A 15696-nucleotide genomic window follows, 5' to 3' on the forward strand; every position below is an offset into this window, starting at 1 on the left:
CATTTCCCTGGAACCAGCCAGGCGCAAGGAAGCGCTCCTATCGTTTCCCTATGGCCGTGATGATACGGTGAATAGGGGACAATGATATGTCGAACGAGATTGAGCGTTTTCTTGAGCGTCAGGACGAAGCCGTCAGCGCCCTGTTCCTGGAAAATAAAGGCGACGAGCTGACCGATATTCTGGTGGCGGCACTGGAAGAAGCTTTTGAGATCCTTCTCGAAGCTGCGCCCGCCGAAACGTTTCATTGATAATCTCCGAGAGATTGCCTGCTGAGCTTGCGGCACGCCTGTCCGGTTACCGGATGGAGCAGGATGCGATCGGCCGGTCGACGGCAAGCGTCTTCCGGCTGGAAGGCGAGGGCCTGCCGGCGCTTTATCTGAAGGTCGAGGAGGCAGGTCCATTCGGCGAGCTTGCCGATGAAGCGGCGCGGCTCGGCTGGCTCAAGGCCGCCGGTCTGCCATGCCCCGATGTGATCGCGCGGGAAAGCGACGGCGAGCGCAACTGGCTGCTGATTGGCGCGCTGCCGGGGACCAATCTTGCCAATGCATCGGTGCTGACGCCCCTTGCGCGCGTCGAACTGTTGGCGGCAGCACTTCTCGACCTCCATCGTCTGCCGATCTCCTCCTGTCCCTTCGATCATCGTCTGGAAAAGCGCCTGCCGGTCGCCAAGGCGCGGATGGAGGCGGGGATCGTCGATGAGGAGGATTTCGATGCGGCCAGGCTTGGAAAAAGCGCTGCCGAACTCTTCGCAGAACTCGAGAGCCTGAGGCCTGGTGGCGAGGATCTCGTCGTTTCACATGGTGATGCCTGCCTGCCGAATTTCATCGCTTCCGACGGCCGGTTCTCCGGCTATATCGATTGTAGCCGTCTCGGTGTCGCCGACCGCTATCAGGATATCGCGCTCGCCTGCCGCAGCATCGCCCACAATTTCGGCGAGGCGCTGGTGCTGCCTTTCCTCATTCGCTATGGCTTGCCGGCGCCGGATCAGGCAAGGCTCGATTACTACCGGTTGCTCGACGAGTTTTTCTAGGCGGCCGAGGTAGTTGCGTCCGATCCGTCCGGCTGGCAGACTTGCCGGCAATCAGGCCCGTGGACGAAAAATGCAGAAAAACCAGTTCAGGATGCTGCGCTCGGCGCTGGCGGGCGTCGAGGCGGTGGAGGCGGAAACGCATCACAGCTTCGCGCGCCACACACATGAGCAGTTCGGTATCGGGCTGATCTTTGCCGGTGCGCAGAAATCGCTGAGCGGGCGCGGCATGGTGGAGGCCGAGGCGGGCGATATCATCACGGTCAATCCGAATGAGGTGCATGACGGGATGCCGATCGGCGAGGGACGCTCGTGGCGCATTCTCTATTTCGATCCCGCTATCGTCACCAGTCTTTCCGGAGAGTGCAGGGCGGGCGGGGCAGGGCGATCGGAAATCCCGCATCCTGTCATCCGCAATGCCGCGATCGCCGTCCGCTTTCAAACGCTGTTTCGCGCGGTGACCGACGATCAGGCAATGGATGGGCTGCTGCGCGAGGAACTGTTGCTGCAACTCGTCGTCGATGTCATGCGGGAGCGTAGGGTGAGTGAGGAGCGGCCGGCGGTGCCGGCATCCATCCGAGCGGCACGGGATCTGATCGACGACGATCCGCTTGCCTCCGTCTCGCTCGCCGATCTCTCCAGGGAAAGCGGGCTCAGCCGTTTCCAGGTACTGCGCGGTTTCGCCAGGGCGACCGGCCTGACGCCGCATGCCTATCTCGTGCAGGCCCGCATCCACATGGCACGTCGGCTGATCGCTGCCGGTACGCCGCTTGCGGAAGCAGCCTTTGCTAGCGGCTTTGCCGATCAGAGCCATATGACGCGCGTCTTCGTGCGCAAATACGGCCTGTCGCCGAGCCTCTATGCAGGCGGTTTTCTCTGAACAACGCAAAGGCGCCTGCAATTTCGTTCAAGACCTCTGACTGCCTTCTGCTGTTTCTTCGGCGCTTCCAACAGGAGAGGCGGAATGTCGAGACAGGTTCAAGGGTATTTCTATCTGGCGCTGGCCATGCTGACTGTGGGAAGTACGGTCATAGCAAGCAAGCTCATCGCATCGGGCCTGCCGCCGTTCAGCGCCACCGCATTGCGCTTCGCCATCGCCTTTCCTGTCTTTCTGGTGCTGATGCGGGCGACCGGAGCGCGGCTGCCGAAGCTCTCACGCAATGACCGCCTCATCCTCGTCATTCAGGCAGGCGCCGGCAGCGTCGGTTATACGACGCTTTTGATTTCCGGCCTCAGCCTGACCTCGGCGGCGGATGCCGGCGTCATCATCGGCACGCTGCCGGTGGTGTCGGCGGTCATTTCCATTCTGCTGCTTCGCGAACGGCCACAGCGCGCCTTGCTTGTTGCCATAGGCTTTGCGACGGCCGGGGTGCTTTCGATCGCCTTTACGCCGAATGCGGCCGGCGGGTCGCTGTTCGGCAATGCGCTGATTTTCCTGGCGGTCGTCTGCGAGGGACTGTTCATCCTCCTGAACAAGCGGCTGAAGACGGAGATTGCGCCGCTTTGCCAATCGACACTGATGACCGGCATCGGCTTGGTCGTTTCGATCATCCCGGCGATTTTCGAGGCGCCTCTCGCACATGGCCTTTCCGCAAGCGCCATCGCTGCCGTCGTCTACTATGCGCTGGTGCCGACCGTCGGCGGTTTCCTGCTCTGGTATGCGGGCGCGGAGCGGGTGAGTGGAACGGAAGCCTCGCTCTTCACAGCACTTGCCCCAGTTTGCGCCGTCATGCTCGCCTCCGTCATTCTCGGTGAGCCTGTCGGGCTTAACCAGATCGCCGGCATTGCCTGCGTGCTGGCGGCGGTGCTGGGGCTTGCCTTGGCCGGGAGCCGTATCGCAACGAAGATCGCCGGAGGGAGATAGGCCATGCAGTTCAGCCATTCCGATGCCATATGGCAGACCTTTCCGGAGCTTCGCGCCGGCGCGCTCCACGCCGAAGGGATCCACGCGGCGGCAGACGTCGAGGCGTCGATCGCAAGCTTCAGCGCGATCGCCGGGGCCAGGCTCGCCCGAGCGCCGGAAGGAGAATTCCCCGAGATCCAGGCCTGGCGACGCGGCTTTTCCCGCATGGGCCTGAGGCCGACGCAATATCGCTCTGCATCCGAAGCTCTGCTGCGCCGCTTCCGCCAGGAACAGGTGCTGCCGCGTCTGCATCCACTCGTCGATCTCTGCAATGCGATTTCGCTCGCCTTCGCGATTCCGATTGCCGTCTTCGACACGGAAAAGATTGCGGGCGATCTCGAAGTGCGGCGGGCAACGGGGCATGAAACCTATCTGACCTTCGGCGGCGAGATCGAATATCCCGAGCCGGACGAGGTGATCTTTGCCGATAACGAGGGGAGAGCGCATGCGCGGCGCTGGACGAACCGGCAGAGCGGGCTTTCGGCGGTGCGGGAGACAACGCGCTCGGTGCTGATCGTCGCCGAGGCCCTGCATACCTCCGCCGGCGAGGATATCGCCAGGCTGGTCGCGACGGTCGCCGATGCGCTCGTGCGACACTGGCTGGTCGCGCCGAAGACGGCGATGCTCACCTCGATTTCCCAGCGTTTCGAATTCCAGGGCTGAGGGAGGGAAGGTGGTGTTCGAGGCTTGGGCCGGCGGCATGGCCGCCCTATGTCAGTGGGATCGATATCTTCTGGAGAAGAACCATGCTGGACAAGTCGATCAAGATTCCGGGGCCGGACCATCCGATTTCCATCGAGCACAATCCCTCCCGCGTCGTTGTCACCGTTGGCGGCAAGAGGATTGCCGATAGCCACAATGCGCTGACGCTGCGTGAGGCCTCCTATCCGCCGGTGCAGTATATTCCGCGCCGGGACGTGGACATGTCACTGCTTCGGCGCACCGAGCACAGCAGCCATTGCCCCTACAAGGGCGATGCCTCCTATTACAGCATCGTCCCGGGCGGCGAGCGCTCCGAGAATGCCGTCTGGACCTATGAGGCGCCGAATGCAGCCGTCAGCAGCATCAAGGACCATCTCGCCTTCTATCCCGACCGCGTCGACGGCATCGAGGAAATGGCTTCGCCGGAGGCCGGCAGCTTCTGACGATCCGGCCCGAAATCCGATCTGGCGGAACATGTCGCCCACCGGGCCGTTAGCAGCATAATCGATGGAGCATGCTGTGCCGAAATTCTACTTCCGGCTTTTCGATCGCGACGGCGCCGGGGCGACCGAGATGGGACATGATTTTGCGTCCGTCGAGGCGGCGATGGCGGAGGCGCGGCGCGTGCTTGCCGAGATGGCTGCGGAGGGGTTGCCGGCGGCGCCTCTCAACATGTTTTCGGTGGAACTTTTCGATGAAAGCCGCAAGCCTGTCACGGAAATCCGACTGATCCTCGAAGAAATTAGCAGGTAGCCACAGTTCGGCATTCTATTTCGCGAAATGCCTGTGCTGTCGGCGGCGGACGATCACCATCGTCGACTGGGGGCGCCTGCAGGAAATCGCCGAGTTCGGTCCTGCCTATCTCAGCATCTCCAAGGTGCCGCGTTAGGGGATTGCACAATCCGGTGATCTCGGCTCGTTGCAATTGACAAACCGGCCGTCAGAGCAGAACACCGTTCCGACATCGACTAGAACCTCATGAAGGCCGCAACCCGCATCCTCGGCCGGTGATAATCCCAATGGACATAGCCCAGAACCCGGGGAGCGTTCTTCGCCATCCCGGCTACCTGAACTTCGCCGCCTCCCGCGTCTTTTCCTCGCTCTCCTTCCAATCCGTCGCTATCGCTATGGGGTGGATGATCTACGACCAGACGCACAGCGCCTTGGCGCTCGGCCTGGTAGGCTTCTGCCAGTTCCTGCCGATGGCGGTGCTGACCTTCGTCGTTGGCCATGTCGCCGACCGGTTCGACCGGCGGCGCATCGGCCTTGCGTGCCAGTTGATCGAGGCGGTGACGGCTCTGGTGCTGGCGGTTGCCACCTGGCAGCAATGGCTGACGCCGGCCGGCATTCTTGCCGCCGTGACGGTGCTCGGCGCCGTCGTCGCCTTCGAACGGCCGACGATGGCGGCACTGCTGCCGAACATCGTGCCCGCCTCGATGCTGCAGAAGGCGGTCGCCACCTCCACGTCGATGATGCAGACGGCGCTGATCATCGGCCCCTCGCTCGGCGGCCTGCTCTACGGCCTGAACCCTGTCGCGCCGTTTGCGATGGCAGCGCTGCTCTTTGCCGCCGCGAGCTTCAACGTCATCTCGATCCGCATGCAATGGAGCCCTGCCAAGCGCGAGCCGGTGACGCTCACCTCCGTCTTTGCCGGCGTCTCCTTCATCCGCAGCCGGCCGGTCATGCTGGGCACGATCTCGCTCGATCTCTTCGCAGTGCTGCTCGGCGGCGCTACCGCGCTGCTGCCGATGTTTGCCAGGGATATCCTGCATGCCGGCCCCTGGGGGCTAGGCCTTCTGCGCGCCGCACCGGCGATCGGCGCGCTCGCCATGTCAATCGTGCTTGCCCGCCGGCCGCTCGAGACCCATGTCGGGCGCAAGATGCTTGCCGCCGTCGCCGTGTTCGGCGTCGCCACCATCGTCTTTTCGCTTTCCACCAATATCGCGCTTTCCGTCGCGGCACTGCTTGTCGTCGGGGCGTCGGATACTGTGAGCGTCGTCGTGCGCAGCTCGCTGGTGCAGCTTCTGACGCCGGACGAGATGCGCGGCCGCGTCAGCGCTGTGAATTCGCTGTTCATCGGCACTTCCAACCAGCTCGGCGAGTTCGAATCCGGGATGATGGCGGCAGCGCTCGGGCCTGTTGCCACCGGCATCGTCGGCGGGCTCGGGACGATCGTCGTCGTGCTCTTATGGATGCGGCTCTTTCCCGATCTCGCCAGGGTGAAGACGCTGCAGGGCTGATGCATGTCGCCCAGAACTGCGCGGCAGTTCCGGGATAACGACATGCACGTCTGCGGACTTATCCCTCGCGGTAGTAGTAGCTGTAGCCGTTCAGCGCCGGCGCGCCGCCGAGATGGGCGTAGAGGACCTTCGACCCCTCTGGGAAAAAGCCTTTGCGGGTCAGATCTATCATGCCCTGCATGGATTTTCCCTCATAGACGGGGTCCGTGATCATGGCTTCGGTGCGGGCGGCAAGGCGGATCGCCTCGTTGGTTTCCTCGGACGGCACGCCATAGGCCGGATAGGCGTAATCGGGATTGATGACGATTTCGTCGTCTCGGATGGTGCGACCGAGCTCGACCAATTCTGCAGTATTGTCGACGATGTGACGGACCTGTGCGCGCGTCTGATCGAGCGTGCCCGAAGCATCGATGCCGATCACCCGGTCGGCACGGTTCTGCGCCGCGAAGCCGACGATCATGCCGCCTTGTGTCGATCCCGTGACGACGCAGACGATGATGTAATCGAATTTGAAGCCGAGCGCTTCTTCCTGCATCGCGACCTCTTCGGCAAAACCGATATAGCCGAGGGCGCCATATTTGTGCACCGAGGCGCCTGCGGGGATCGGATAGGGCTTGCCGCCCGCATCCTTCACCGACTGGATGGCATCCTCCCAGCTCTTGCGGATGCCGATGTCGAAACCGTCATCGACAAGGCGGCTGTCGGCGCCCATCAGCCGCGTCATCAGGATGTTGCCGACACGATCGTAGACGGCGTCGTAATGCGGGACCCATTTCTCCTGGATCACCACGCATTTCATGCCGATCTTGGCGGCTGTTGCGGCGACCATGCGGGTATGGTTGGACTGTACGCCGCCGATCGAAACCAGTGTATCGGCGCCAGAGGCGATCGCATCCGGCACGATATATTCGAGCTTTCTGAGCTTGTTTCCGCCCATGGCGAGACCCGAATTGCAGTCGTCGCGCTTGGCGTAGATCTGCACCTTTCCGCCGAGCGCCTGCGTCAATCTCGGAAGATGTTCGATTGGCGTCGGACCGAAGGTGAGGGGGTAGCGTTCGAATTTTTCGAGAAGAGACATGGCAGGGCTCCGTGATGGCATGGTTGCGGATCGTAGGACAAACCCTCTGAAAGGTGCTCTCTATTTTTCGGGGCATTCTTTTACTTCTGCGAAATTTCCCATATTCTTCTGAAATGAAGCGCAATAAATTTTGTAACATACGGAAGATTCTTTCATGGAGCCGCTGGACCGGATCGACATCAAGATTTTGCGAGCCTTGCAGGCCGAAGGCCGACTGACGAATGCCGAGCTTGCGGAGCGCGTCAGCGTCAGCCCCGCCACCTGTCATCGCCGCACGCAGCGGCTGTTCGACGAGGGTTACATCACCGGCGTCAGGGCGGAAGTCGCGCCTGCCTCGGTCGGCCTCGGAGCGCTTGTGATGGTCGGCGTGGTGCTCGATCGCTCGACGCCGGAGAGTTTCGCGGCCTTTGAAAGTGCCGTGCTCGAATTGAAGGATGTCCTCGACTGCAATCTGGTCGCCGGCGATTTCGACTACCTGCTGAAGATCAGGGTCCGCGACATGGCTGATTTCAACAAGCTGCATGGGCAAAAGCTGATAGCGCTCCCCGGTGTCCGGCAGACCCGCACATTTTTCGTCATGAAGGAGGTCAAGGAGAATGCACGCCTGCCGTTCTGATGGCACCTTTGCCTCGTTGAAAGCTGTGTCTCGTGCCATTAGGGTCCCGCGAAGCTTTTGCAGCGGGGATCGGCGTGACGACAGGTTTTATCTCTTTTGTGCTGGCGGCGGTTTTCGCATCGGTGCCGGCTGCGGCTATGGCCGAGTGGCAGGCGGTCGAAGAGGTGCGGCCCTATTCGATTTCAGGCAAGACCGGAGCCGAGCTTTATGAATCGATCGGGGCGCGGGGACCTGAGGTCGGCAACGGGCGAGTGATCGCGCATACGACGTTCAAGCTGACATGGACCCGGAAATACGAACCGCAGGGCAATGCCTGCGTCATCACGACCAACCGGCCGAAACTGATCATCACCTATACGCTGCCGAAACCGTCGGCTGAGCTGCCGGCCGCCGTCAAGAGCAGCTGGGATGCCTTCATCTCGGGCGTGCAGACCCACGAGCGGGTGCATGGGGAGACCATCAAGGACATGGTCAAGGAGATCGAGGCGATGAGCATCGGCCTCACCGTTGCCGACGATCCCGACTGCAAGAAGATCAGGGTCGAACTGACCCGTCGCCTCGGTGAGATCTCACAAAGGCAACGCCAACTCGGCCGCGACTTCGACAAGGTCGAAATGGGCGACGGCGGCAATATCCAGCAGCTCATTCTCAAGCTGGTCAATGGGCCCTGATCGGGCCAAAGCGCGCTATGGCGCGCTGAACGTCAGGAACTGCGGAGCGTCCCATCAGGACTTGCCTGATCGACCGCCGCCGGCAGGTGTTGTGCGAGGATATTCGCCACCTGATCCGTGGGCACGCCAAGCTTCTGCGCCAGCGAGACGAGATACTCGTTCGATAGCGCGGACCGGATTTCATCCGGCGTGATCGGCTGGTTTTCGCCGCGTCCGAGCCAGGAATTGACCTGCGATCCAAGGCCCGCTTCGTTGAGCTTCGCCACCACGCCGTCCAACCCCCCGAATTGGGAAAAGGCATCAGACATCAGGCCGCCGAGGCCGCCCGGATGGCTGCTGATCGCCTTGCTCAGCATGCCGCCCAAATTGTCAAACAAACTCATTGCATCCTCCTTATGGATCGTTGTCGACGCCGCCTTCCGGCGACGCCGACGATTGCCAGTGAGATGACGTCAGGACTTCAGTTTGCTGTTGCAGATGCTGTAGTAGCCGCCACCCTTCTTGATCCAGGTGAGGCCGCCCAGGCTGTTGTCGGCTTTATTGGCTTTGTATTGATCGAGGCAGGTATGCATTCTCGCTTTGCCCGGCGACTCGCTTGCATATTTCGCCGAGACCTTGCTGGGGAAGACCACGCCCTTCGGAGCCTTGGCCGTGGTGGCCGGCGGTTCGGCTGCGTTGTCCGTATTGGCCATTGTCGGCTCTTCGTCCTTGGCATCGCCCGCAGCAGGTGCCGTGGGTGCTGCCGCTGCGTCGGTTCCGCATTGCGACTTGCGGAAATCGTTCCATTTCATGCCGTTCAGGCTGTTGGCCGTCTGCGCCGCTTTGTATTTGGCGCTGCATTCCTTCATCGTCAGGGCATTCGCGTGAGACGCGAAGGTGAATGCTCCGATACCAAGGGCGATGGCTGTTCCGATAGAAGCAAGCTTGATCATGAATACATCCTCCACGAACTGTGTTGATGCCGACGCCTGAACGCGGGCGCACACGCCGTTTGGGTGGGTACCGTCAGGCCACTCCAGATCGGGGAGCAATACTGTCAAATTTTAGGCGATACTTATATAAGTACGGAATAAATCAGGAAATATTAACATAGATACGCTGCCACCCCGCTTCCAACCGGGCGAATGGTCCGCTGTGGGTGGACCTCTCCGATCACGCTCCTATCTCTCCCGTCAACACGAGGCGCAGACGCGCGGAGGAGAAGTGAGATGTCCTATGTCGATGGTTTCGTTGTGGCGGTTCCGAAGGAGAATATCGAGGCCTATAAGAAGTTCTCGACTTTCGCGGGATCGATCTGGAAGGAATATGGCGCGCTCGAATATGTCGAATGCATCGGCGACGACGTGCCCTATGGCGAATTGACCTCCTTTCCCCGTGCCGTGCAGGCCAAGGAGGACGAGGTGGTGGTCTTTTCGTGGATTACCTACCGGTCCCGGCAGGAGCGCGACGATATCAATGCCAAAGTGATGGACGATGCCAGACTCAAGGGCGACCAATGGCAGATGCCGTTCGACGGCAAACGGATGATCTACGGCGGCTTCGAGACGCTGCTCAAGCTCTGATTGTTCCCGCCCGATGCATTCAATCCGTTCGTGCTTGTGGTATAGTCTCCCGCGTTTCGCCAGGCCGCAGCTGACGCCTGGCAACGGGGGGAACGGGCATGCAGCGACGCAATTTCATCAAGGGCCTGATCGTGCTTGGCGCCTGCCCGGCCTGCGCCAGGGCGGCGCTGGCCGCCGAGGGCGGGAATTGGAGCTATGAGGGCCAGTCCGGCCCGGATCACTGGGGGGCAATGGCGCCTGACAATGCCGCCTGTTCGGCCGGTTCGCAGCAATCGCCGCTCGACCTGACCGGAGCCGTCAAGGCGGAGCTTCCGCCGCTTGCAATCGACTGGAGGCCGGGCGGCCGGATCGTCAACAACGGCCACATGATACAGGTCAACATGCCTGCGGGCTGCGGGCTTTCGCGCGGCGGCAAGAGCTACGAGCTGCTGCAATATCATTTCCATGCGCCGAGCGAGCACCATGTCGACGGTCGGAAATTCCCGATGGAGGCGCATTTCGTCCACCGGCACAAGGAGACCGGTACGCTTGGCGTGCTCGGCGTGTTCGTGACGCCGGGAGCGGCCAATTCCGGGTTTTCGCGGCTGGCCGCCGCCTCGCCGAAAGCGGCGGGCGGGGAGGCCGCCGTCGACGATGTCGACCCGAACGGCCTGCTGCCGAAGGAGCGAAACTACTGGTCCTATGAGGGATCGCTGACGACACCGCCCTGCAGCGAGATCGTCGACTGGATGGTGCTCAAGCAGCCGGTCGAGGTCGACGAAAAGGATATAAACGCCTTCACGTCGCTCTATCCGATGAACGCCCGGCCGGTGCTCGCCGCCAACCGGCGTTTCATCCTGTCGTCTTTCTGAGGCGAAGGATTGACTTATCTGCCGTTGGGCGCCAACTCGCGGGGGATATCCTTGCGATGGGAATGTGCCTTGCCCCAGACGATCCTCACGCTGTCCACGCGCGGACAGGGCCTTTACGAATTCACCGATGAGGCGGCTGCCTTCGTCAGCGCGTCGGGGCAGGAGGAGGGGCTGCTCACCGTCTTCGTGCGCCACACATCCTGCTCGCTGCTGATCCAGGAAAACGCCGATCCTGATGTGCGCACCGACCTCCTGTATTTCTTCCACCGCCTCGTGCCGCCGGCCTCCGACCTCTCGATGGGCTGGGTCGTGCACAGGGACGAAGGGCCGGACGATATGCCGGCGCATATCAAGTCGGCGCTGACACAGGTGTCGATCGGCATTCCCGTCGGCAGGGGGCGCCTGATGCTCGGCGCCTGGCAGGGCCTCTATCTCTTCGAGCATCGCGACCGGCCGCACCGGCGCGAAATCGTCCTGCATCTCAGCCCTTGAAAGGGCTAATCCTTCTGAATGAGAAGTGAATGGCTGGTTCGAACACCATTCAGTTTGCAGCGTTTACTGTCGAGACAATCCCTGAAGGGAGAGCTTAGGTCATACCGATCGACGGAGACACTCCATGACGCATTTCCTCACCAAGGCTTCGCTTGCCGCATTGCTCGCCCTCTGCGCCATTCCGGCAACCATTTCCACGGCAGCAGCCGCGGGGCCGCAGACCAACTTCGTCGTCGAGGGGCAATATCATCAACCCATCCGCGGCTGCTCGCCGATGCAGGCGGTGCGCAAGGCGCATTATTCCGGCCTGCGCGATGTCCGCATCACCCGCATGTCGCCGCGTGTCGTCGTCGTGGCCGGGCGCGACCGCCGCGGTTGGGACAGGATGACCTTCGCCAATGTCCGCGGCTGCCCGCTGATCCGGCGCTGAGGCGGCGCCGCCGCCGTTTCGCCTTGACGGCGCCACTTTCAGCCGTCTTTTGTCTAATCCGTATGGGTGATTCCCGCATGATGGTGCGGCGTGATGCGGAGACTGGGGAGGGCGGCTTGGCCGCACCGACCTTAAAGGAGAGTTCTTAGATGATGCAATTTCTGGCAAAGGCGGGTCTTGCCGCCATGCTGACAGCCGGCACCCTTGCCGGCACGGTGGCGCCTGCTGCCGCCCAGTTCAATATCATTATCGGTGAGCCGGACCGTGGTCCGCCGCCGGATTACCGTCGCCCGCCGCCGGATTATCGCCGTCCGCCTCCGCCGCCCGGTTACGGCCGGCCGATGCGCGGTTGCGATCCGCGCCTTGCCGAAGATATGGCCCGTGACTACGGCTTCCGCCGCGCGCGCGTCGTCGATATCACCCCGCGCCGCGTCATCGTACAGGGCTGGACACGTCGCGGCCCCGACGAGATGAGCTTCGGCAATGTGCGCGGCTGCCCCGCTCTGCGCCGCTACTAAAACGATTGCCGCCTCGTCTCCCCGATGCGGTGGCTAAAACCCGCCCTTGCCCGTCTCCCCGGATTGGCAAGGGCGGTTTCTTTTTGTGAACCGGTTTTGTAAAGCCGGGCGGAAGAAGCGATCTCCTTCCGCCCGGCCAAGGGCTTACTGCTCGATCGCGAAGGTCACAGTGACGCTGACATTGTAATTGTTCTCGCCGCCCTGGACGGGAACGGCGCCGTCAGAGGCTTCCTTCATCATCGTGGCGCGATAGGCCGGCTGCGGCAGCGGGCGGGGCACATTCTCGTTGATCTCGATAATGCGGCCGAGCTTGACGCCGGCGGCTTCGCTTAGCGTCTTCGCCTTCTTCACCGCCTCGGCGACGGCCTTCTTGCGCGCTTCTTCCAGCGCGGTCTCCGGCTTGTCGTTGGTGAACTGGATGTCGCCGCCCTGGTTGATGCCGAGCGTGACGGACTGGTCGATGACCTGGCCGAGCTTGGAAAGATCGCGCAGCCTGACGGTCACGGAATTGATGGTCTGGTAGCCGATCAGCTGCGGCTGCGCGGGCTGACCATCGGTCGGCTGCCGATAGTTATATTGCGGCTGGATCGAAAAGCCGGAGGTCTGCAGATCGCGCTCGGCGATGCCGCCGTCCTTCAGCGCCTTCAGCACCTCATTCATCGCCTTGTTGTTCTCGTCGAGCGCTTCGCGGGCGGTCTTCGCCTGCTTGACGACGGCGAGATTGACGATGGCCATATCGGGAGCCACGGCCGATTCGCCATCGCCCGTCACCGAAATCACCGCCTCGCGCGGCTTTGCCTCCTGCGCGAATGCAGCGCTGCCGAGCGGCAGGGCCAGAAAAGCAGTCATCAGAAGAGTCTTGGAGAGAATCGGCGCCATGTTTCATTCCCTAGTTGTCGTTTCCCGGATGAGCTTTCTGTCGGTTGATTGTGAAGCTATTGCGGCGGAAAAGACAGGCGGATGTGTATGGGGAGAAAAATGTGCGGGATGCGTGCGGGGGGGGCGGAGACGAGGTGAGGCTGTGCCGAGTTGCATCCCAGGCGCTGCCGCACAGGACAAGTCAAAATGCCCTTCTCCCCGTAAATGCCGCGTCTTCCCAAATCCCGCAAACCTGATAGCAATGAGGCGGGTTAAGAAACAGGCGGCGGCCGCGCTGAAACGCGGGCGCCCGGGGCTTCCGGACACGTCGTGGCCGGCAAGGGGGCAGCATGCGCTTCATGGCAGTTCTTTCGATCGGCCTCGCCATTGGTCTGGCGGGGTGCTCTCAGGTGGCGGAAAAGGCGGAGAACGCCGCCAACCGCTCTTACACCAGCTATGCGCTCGGCAAACCCTATACAGAGATCGCCAATCTCGGCCAGTCGCCGATGGCGCAGCTTTCCGGCTCCGAAGCGACCTTCGGGCCGATGATCGGGGCGACGTCGTTGAAGAACGGCATGACGATCTACCGGCACATGGCGCCGGCCGCCAAGACCGAGACCGGCACGAATTTCGCCGGCCTGGTCGGCAGCTCCACGATTTCGCAGAATAACCGGCTTTCCTATTTCCTGGTGGGCGCCGACGGGATCGTCAAGGATTGGGCGACGGGCTCGGTGCAGGGCAGCGCCAGCGACTGCGTGCAGTATATCGGCGGCATCATCAACCGCTGCAACGACATGCGCCAGCTCCAGGCCTCGCTCGCGCTCTACGATATCAGGGTGGCGACCAAGGCCGGCCAACCCATTTCCAGCTGGGGCGAACCGGCTGCACCCGTCGTCAACTGAGGGGTGCTGGCCGGATAAGAATCGCTTATCTACCCGGCGGCCAGCAGACGCATAGCGCAGTTAGGCGCCGAAATCATCCATGAAGGAAGGATGGATGGCGGGCTTGCGTTCTTCACGTGCGTCGCGAAAACGCTGAGGAACAGCGCCGAGACCGCTGACGAAACGGGTCAGGAGCCGGCGGTTGAAAAGTTTCTGTATGGCACTCATGGCATTTCACTCATTCTTTTTTTTGTTAGCCGGCAGCGTATATTTTGCGCAGGCTGCCGGAACAATGGGCAATTTTGCATGACAGTTATGTGACAGCGCATGAGCTTGAAAAAGCAGCCTGCAAGGTGATCACATTGACGTTAAGAGGGGTCGCCCAGGCGGTCGGGCGCTATAAATTGTGCACTTGGGCTAAAGCATGCCCTGCGAAGGAGAAGCTCAGATGACCCGATTTTTCGCATTCATCATGACCAGCACGCTGATCAGCCTTGCCGCGATCACTTCGGGCTGTACCTCGTCCGGAAGCCTCGATGAGACTTCGTCGATTGGTGGCGGTTATTATGGTGGCGGTTATTATTATGAGAGTCAGCCGCTCAATCCGGCCTGCGGCGGTGGGTTCCGGCCGAGTGATGGGCGGTCTTGTAGTTATTAGGGCCGCGCTCGGCTCGCAACCGATGACGACGTAGCTAGCTACAGATAAACAATCGCCGAGGGGAACTGTCCCGCCCGCTCGTTATGTTTTTCGGCGATGAAGGCCCGCCGCAGCAGGGGCAAGAGTTACGAACTGCAATCAATATCGCTAACCTTTGCAGCGGCGATAAAAGCACGACGCACCTCTTCTGGCGACGCTACCTCGTTGATCGCATCCAGGACCAGCATCTCGGCGGCTCTTGCCGCCGGCGTTTGTTCTGGCCAGTCGTTCATCAGGGTATTTCCTGCCTGCAGAACGGTGCGGAGTGTCCGCTTTTTGCCGCCGATCGTGATGGTGACCGGTCTGAACTTCGGTTTGCTCATGGCGCATTCCCTCCCACGGAACACGCGACTCAACGAATCACTTCAAGACTCGTTCCGGTTGAGGCGTGCGGGGCCTCACATAAAATAGACCTGCAACCCGACCCTCGCGGTATCTTCTCTCGGGCAACTATCTGGCTAGTCTCTCGACGGCGGTCATCATACCTCGCCGCTGGCGCTCTACACCTCTTAGTCGAGAGCGGCGTCGCTTTATGAAGACAACCACCGTCAGACGCACATTGCGATTGACACCCGGCGAAGGGAGAGCCTGAACCTCGCAGGAGTCGCGCTCACCGTCATCACCATCCTTGCGCAAGCAGTATCTTTGTTGCGGCATCGATGGAGCGGATTCGGGCGTCCGCTCAAAGGTAGTAGGGCCGATCTCAGGTAACATCACGAGTTGCCCGAATGTCTGGAACGCAGCCGCGATTGTCGCTGTCTGGTAGGAGGCGCTTGGCATATTGCCGGCAAGGTTCGTCTGTGTGGACCAGAGGGACTGGCCGTGACGCCGCAAATGGTCGCCAGTCGGCTGGTTCGAGGCTAACATCGCGTCGGTCGCGATCTGAGGCTCTGGTTTGATGTCCGGGCGGCGATCACCTTTCCTGACGTAGGAGGCCATTAGAAAAGGCATATCATGTCCGTCCGAGCGGGCGCGGCCTACATACTGGACCCGAACATAGGCCGTGCCATGGTGCTTCAGGTCCAGCAAATCTGCCGCCTTGCTGGAAACGTCGATGATGCGGCCCTTATGGTAGGGACCGCGATCGTTAACACGCACGATGAGCGAAGAACCGTTTTCAAGATTGGTCACCCGCACGTAGCTGGGCAAAGGAAGGGTGGGATGCGCGGC

24 protein-coding genes and 1 pseudogene are annotated in these 15696 nt (G+C 61.5%); 18 read left to right on the plus strand and 7 right to left on the minus strand.

The window, feature by feature from the left end:
• Positions 1–86: 86 nt before the first annotated feature.
• The 9 genes and pseudogenes from EFQ99_RS35155 (at position 87) to EFQ99_RS26965 (ending at position 5872) form a co-directional block, all read left to right on the plus strand.
• Positions 87–248 (plus strand): hypothetical protein, encoded by a 162-nt coding sequence (locus tag EFQ99_RS35155; protein ID WP_003561192.1) that lies wholly within the window; start codon positions 87–89, stop codon positions 246–248.
• A complete protein-coding gene (locus EFQ99_RS26930; protein WP_126924258.1) occupies positions 245–1030 on the plus strand; it encodes an APH(3')-II family aminoglycoside O-phosphotransferase in 786 nt (261 codons plus the stop codon). Before EFQ99_RS35155 ends, EFQ99_RS26930 begins: the two co-directional genes overlap by 4 nt.
• Positions 1031–1100: 70 nt before the next feature.
• Complete coding sequence (locus EFQ99_RS26935) at positions 1101–1907, plus strand: helix-turn-helix transcriptional regulator (RefSeq protein WP_126924259.1); 807 nt, start codon at positions 1101–1103, stop codon at positions 1905–1907.
• Positions 1908–1991: 84 nt separating this feature from the next.
• Positions 1992–2891 carry a DMT family transporter gene (locus tag EFQ99_RS26940; RefSeq protein ID WP_126924260.1) on the plus strand — a complete coding sequence of 300 codons (900 nt, stop codon included), beginning with the start codon at positions 1992–1994 and terminating at the stop codon, positions 2889–2891.
• 3 nt (positions 2892–2894) lie between these two features.
• Positions 2895–3593, plus strand: coding sequence for a B3/B4 domain-containing protein (locus tag EFQ99_RS26945; RefSeq protein WP_126924261.1), 699 nt, complete (start codon positions 2895–2897; stop codon positions 3591–3593).
• An 83-nt stretch (positions 3594–3676) separates the two neighbouring features.
• Positions 3677–4075, plus strand: a complete 399-nt coding sequence (locus EFQ99_RS26950; RefSeq protein WP_126924262.1) for a DUF427 domain-containing protein — start codon at positions 3677–3679, stop codon at positions 4073–4075.
• Positions 4076–4151: 76 nt separating this feature from the next.
• Complete coding sequence (locus tag EFQ99_RS26955) at positions 4152–4385, plus strand: DUF6894 family protein (RefSeq protein WP_126924284.1); 234 nt, start codon at positions 4152–4154, stop codon at positions 4383–4385.
• A gap of 46 nt (positions 4386–4431) precedes the next feature.
• Positions 4432–4521 (plus strand): annotated as a pseudogene (locus tag EFQ99_RS35670) (Crp/Fnr family transcriptional regulator); the annotation flags it as partial.
• Between the two features lie 130 nt (positions 4522–4651).
• Positions 4652–5872, plus strand: coding sequence for an MFS transporter (locus tag EFQ99_RS26965; protein WP_126924263.1), 1221 nt, complete (start codon positions 4652–4654; stop codon positions 5870–5872).
• 58 nt (positions 5873–5930) lie between these two features.
• Here the strand turns inward: EFQ99_RS26965 and EFQ99_RS26970 are convergent, their stop codons facing one another.
• Positions 5931–6950 carry a 1-aminocyclopropane-1-carboxylate deaminase gene (locus EFQ99_RS26970; protein WP_126924264.1) on the minus strand — a complete coding sequence of 340 codons (1020 nt, stop codon included), beginning with the start codon at positions 6948–6950 and terminating at the stop codon, positions 5931–5933.
• Between the two features lie 154 nt (positions 6951–7104).
• Here EFQ99_RS26970 and EFQ99_RS26975 point away from each other — a divergent pair, with 154 nt between their 5' ends.
• Both EFQ99_RS26975 and EFQ99_RS26980 read left to right on the plus strand, forming a co-directional pair.
• Positions 7105–7566 carry an Lrp/AsnC family transcriptional regulator gene (locus EFQ99_RS26975; protein WP_126924265.1) on the plus strand — a complete coding sequence of 154 codons (462 nt, stop codon included), beginning with the start codon at positions 7105–7107 and terminating at the stop codon, positions 7564–7566.
• 74 nt (positions 7567–7640) lie between these two features.
• Positions 7641–8237 carry a DUF922 domain-containing Zn-dependent protease gene (locus EFQ99_RS26980; RefSeq protein WP_126924266.1) on the plus strand — a complete coding sequence of 199 codons (597 nt, stop codon included), beginning with the start codon at positions 7641–7643 and terminating at the stop codon, positions 8235–8237.
• A 32-nt stretch (positions 8238–8269) separates the two neighbouring features.
• On the opposite strand, the gene EFQ99_RS26985 is transcribed toward EFQ99_RS26980, so the two are convergent.
• Both EFQ99_RS26985 and EFQ99_RS26990 read right to left on the minus strand, forming a co-directional pair.
• The gene (locus EFQ99_RS26985; RefSeq protein WP_126924267.1) at positions 8270–8620 is read right to left on the minus strand and encodes a YidB family protein; all 351 of its coding nucleotides are present in this window, start codon (positions 8618–8620) and stop codon (positions 8270–8272) included.
• Positions 8621–8689: 69 nt separating this feature from the next.
• Positions 8690–9169 carry a hypothetical protein gene (locus EFQ99_RS26990; protein WP_126924268.1) on the minus strand — a complete coding sequence of 160 codons (480 nt, stop codon included), beginning with the start codon at positions 9167–9169 and terminating at the stop codon, positions 8690–8692.
• A gap of 276 nt (positions 9170–9445) precedes the next feature.
• Between EFQ99_RS26990 and EFQ99_RS26995 the strand changes: the two genes are divergently transcribed.
• The 5 genes from EFQ99_RS26995 to EFQ99_RS27015 all read left to right on the plus strand — a co-directional run bounded on the left by EFQ99_RS26995 (position 9446) and on the right by EFQ99_RS27015 (position 12090).
• On the plus strand, positions 9446–9799 hold the full coding sequence (locus EFQ99_RS26995) for a DUF1428 domain-containing protein (protein WP_126924269.1): 354 nt from the start codon (positions 9446–9448) through the stop codon (positions 9797–9799).
• 98 nt (positions 9800–9897) lie between these two features.
• A complete protein-coding gene (locus EFQ99_RS27000; RefSeq protein ID WP_126924270.1) occupies positions 9898–10650 on the plus strand; it encodes a carbonic anhydrase in 753 nt (250 codons plus the stop codon).
• Positions 10651–10719: 69 nt separating this feature from the next.
• On the plus strand, positions 10720–11142 hold the full coding sequence (locus EFQ99_RS27005; RefSeq protein WP_126924271.1) for a secondary thiamine-phosphate synthase enzyme YjbQ: 423 nt from the start codon (positions 10720–10722) through the stop codon (positions 11140–11142).
• Between the two features lie 124 nt (positions 11143–11266).
• Positions 11267–11572, plus strand: a complete 306-nt coding sequence (locus EFQ99_RS27010; protein WP_126924272.1) for a hypothetical protein — start codon at positions 11267–11269, stop codon at positions 11570–11572.
• 149 nt (positions 11573–11721) lie between these two features.
• Positions 11722–12090: a hypothetical protein gene (locus EFQ99_RS27015; RefSeq protein ID WP_126924273.1), complete on the plus strand. Its 369-nt coding sequence runs from the start codon at positions 11722–11724 to the stop codon at positions 12088–12090.
• Positions 12091–12234: 144 nt separating this feature from the next.
• Here the strand turns inward: EFQ99_RS27015 and EFQ99_RS27020 are convergent, their stop codons facing one another.
• Positions 12235–12969, minus strand: a complete 735-nt coding sequence (locus EFQ99_RS27020; RefSeq protein WP_126924274.1) for an SIMPL domain-containing protein — start codon at positions 12967–12969, stop codon at positions 12235–12237.
• A 329-nt stretch (positions 12970–13298) separates the two neighbouring features.
• Here EFQ99_RS27020 and EFQ99_RS27025 point away from each other — a divergent pair, with 329 nt between their 5' ends.
• On the plus strand, positions 13299–13850 hold the full coding sequence (locus EFQ99_RS27025; RefSeq protein ID WP_126924275.1) for a hypothetical protein: 552 nt from the start codon (positions 13299–13301) through the stop codon (positions 13848–13850).
• A 60-nt stretch (positions 13851–13910) separates the two neighbouring features.
• On the opposite strand, the gene EFQ99_RS35160 is transcribed toward EFQ99_RS27025, so the two are convergent.
• Positions 13911–14057 carry a hypothetical protein gene (locus EFQ99_RS35160; protein ID WP_164736447.1) on the minus strand — a complete coding sequence of 49 codons (147 nt, stop codon included), beginning with the start codon at positions 14055–14057 and terminating at the stop codon, positions 13911–13913.
• 220 nt (positions 14058–14277) lie between these two features.
• Between EFQ99_RS35160 and EFQ99_RS27030 the strand changes: the two genes are divergently transcribed.
• Complete coding sequence (locus EFQ99_RS27030; protein ID WP_126924276.1) at positions 14278–14487, plus strand: hypothetical protein; 210 nt, start codon at positions 14278–14280, stop codon at positions 14485–14487.
• A gap of 125 nt (positions 14488–14612) precedes the next feature.
• On the opposite strand, the gene EFQ99_RS27035 is transcribed toward EFQ99_RS27030, so the two are convergent.
• Both EFQ99_RS27035 and EFQ99_RS27040 read right to left on the minus strand, forming a co-directional pair.
• The gene (locus EFQ99_RS27035) at positions 14613–14849 is read right to left on the minus strand and encodes a DUF982 domain-containing protein (RefSeq protein ID WP_126924277.1); all 237 of its coding nucleotides are present in this window, start codon (positions 14847–14849) and stop codon (positions 14613–14615) included.
• Between the two features lie 127 nt (positions 14850–14976).
• A partial coding sequence (locus tag EFQ99_RS27040; RefSeq protein ID WP_164736448.1) for a septal ring lytic transglycosylase RlpA family protein occupies positions 14977–15696 on the minus strand: 720 nt, incomplete at its 5' end.

The sequence above is a fragment of the Rhizobium vallis genome, from assembly GCF_003985155.1.
Classification (GTDB): Bacteria; Pseudomonadota; Alphaproteobacteria; order Rhizobiales; family Rhizobiaceae; genus Rhizobium; species Rhizobium vallis.

Coding starts and splice junctions, on each gene's coding strand:
- EFQ99_RS26945 (WP_126924261.1), top strand. CDS start 2,895: ATGCAGTTCAGCCATTCCGATGCCATATGGCAGACCTTTCCGGAGCTT.
- EFQ99_RS27015 (WP_126924273.1), top strand. CDS start 11,722: ATGATGCAATTTCTGGCAAAGGCGGGTCTTGCCGCCATGCTGACAGCC.
- EFQ99_RS26985 (WP_126924267.1), bottom strand. CDS start 8,620: ATGAGTTTGTTTGACAATTTGGGCGGCATGCTGAGCAAGGCGATCAGC.
- EFQ99_RS26950 (WP_126924262.1), top strand. CDS start 3,677: ATGCTGGACAAGTCGATCAAGATTCCGGGGCCGGACCATCCGATTTCC.
- EFQ99_RS26990 (WP_126924268.1), bottom strand. CDS start 9,169: ATGATCAAGCTTGCTTCTATCGGAACAGCCATCGCCCTTGGTATCGGA.
- EFQ99_RS26935 (WP_126924259.1), top strand. CDS start 1,101: ATGCAGAAAAACCAGTTCAGGATGCTGCGCTCGGCGCTGGCGGGCGTC.
- EFQ99_RS35160 (WP_164736447.1), bottom strand. CDS start 14,057: ATGAGTGCCATACAGAAACTTTTCAACCGCCGGCTCCTGACCCGTTTC.
- EFQ99_RS27020 (WP_126924274.1), bottom strand. CDS start 12,969: ATGGCGCCGATTCTCTCCAAGACTCTTCTGATGACTGCTTTTCTGGCC.
- EFQ99_RS27010 (WP_126924272.1), top strand. CDS start 11,267: ATGACGCATTTCCTCACCAAGGCTTCGCTTGCCGCATTGCTCGCCCTC.
- EFQ99_RS27025 (WP_126924275.1), top strand. CDS start 13,299: ATGCGCTTCATGGCAGTTCTTTCGATCGGCCTCGCCATTGGTCTGGCG.
- EFQ99_RS26940 (WP_126924260.1), top strand. CDS start 1,992: ATGTCGAGACAGGTTCAAGGGTATTTCTATCTGGCGCTGGCCATGCTG.
- EFQ99_RS26975 (WP_126924265.1), top strand. CDS start 7,105: ATGGAGCCGCTGGACCGGATCGACATCAAGATTTTGCGAGCCTTGCAG.
- EFQ99_RS27000 (WP_126924270.1), top strand. CDS start 9,898: ATGCAGCGACGCAATTTCATCAAGGGCCTGATCGTGCTTGGCGCCTGC.
- EFQ99_RS26970 (WP_126924264.1), bottom strand. CDS start 6,950: ATGTCTCTTCTCGAAAAATTCGAACGCTACCCCCTCACCTTCGGTCCG.
- EFQ99_RS26995 (WP_126924269.1), top strand. CDS start 9,446: ATGTCCTATGTCGATGGTTTCGTTGTGGCGGTTCCGAAGGAGAATATC.
- EFQ99_RS26965 (WP_126924263.1), top strand. CDS start 4,652: ATGGACATAGCCCAGAACCCGGGGAGCGTTCTTCGCCATCCCGGCTAC.
- EFQ99_RS27030 (WP_126924276.1), top strand. CDS start 14,278: ATGACCCGATTTTTCGCATTCATCATGACCAGCACGCTGATCAGCCTT.
- EFQ99_RS35155 (WP_003561192.1), top strand. CDS start 87: ATGTCGAACGAGATTGAGCGTTTTCTTGAGCGTCAGGACGAAGCCGTC.
- EFQ99_RS27035 (WP_126924277.1), bottom strand. CDS start 14,849: ATGAGCAAACCGAAGTTCAGACCGGTCACCATCACGATCGGCGGCAAA.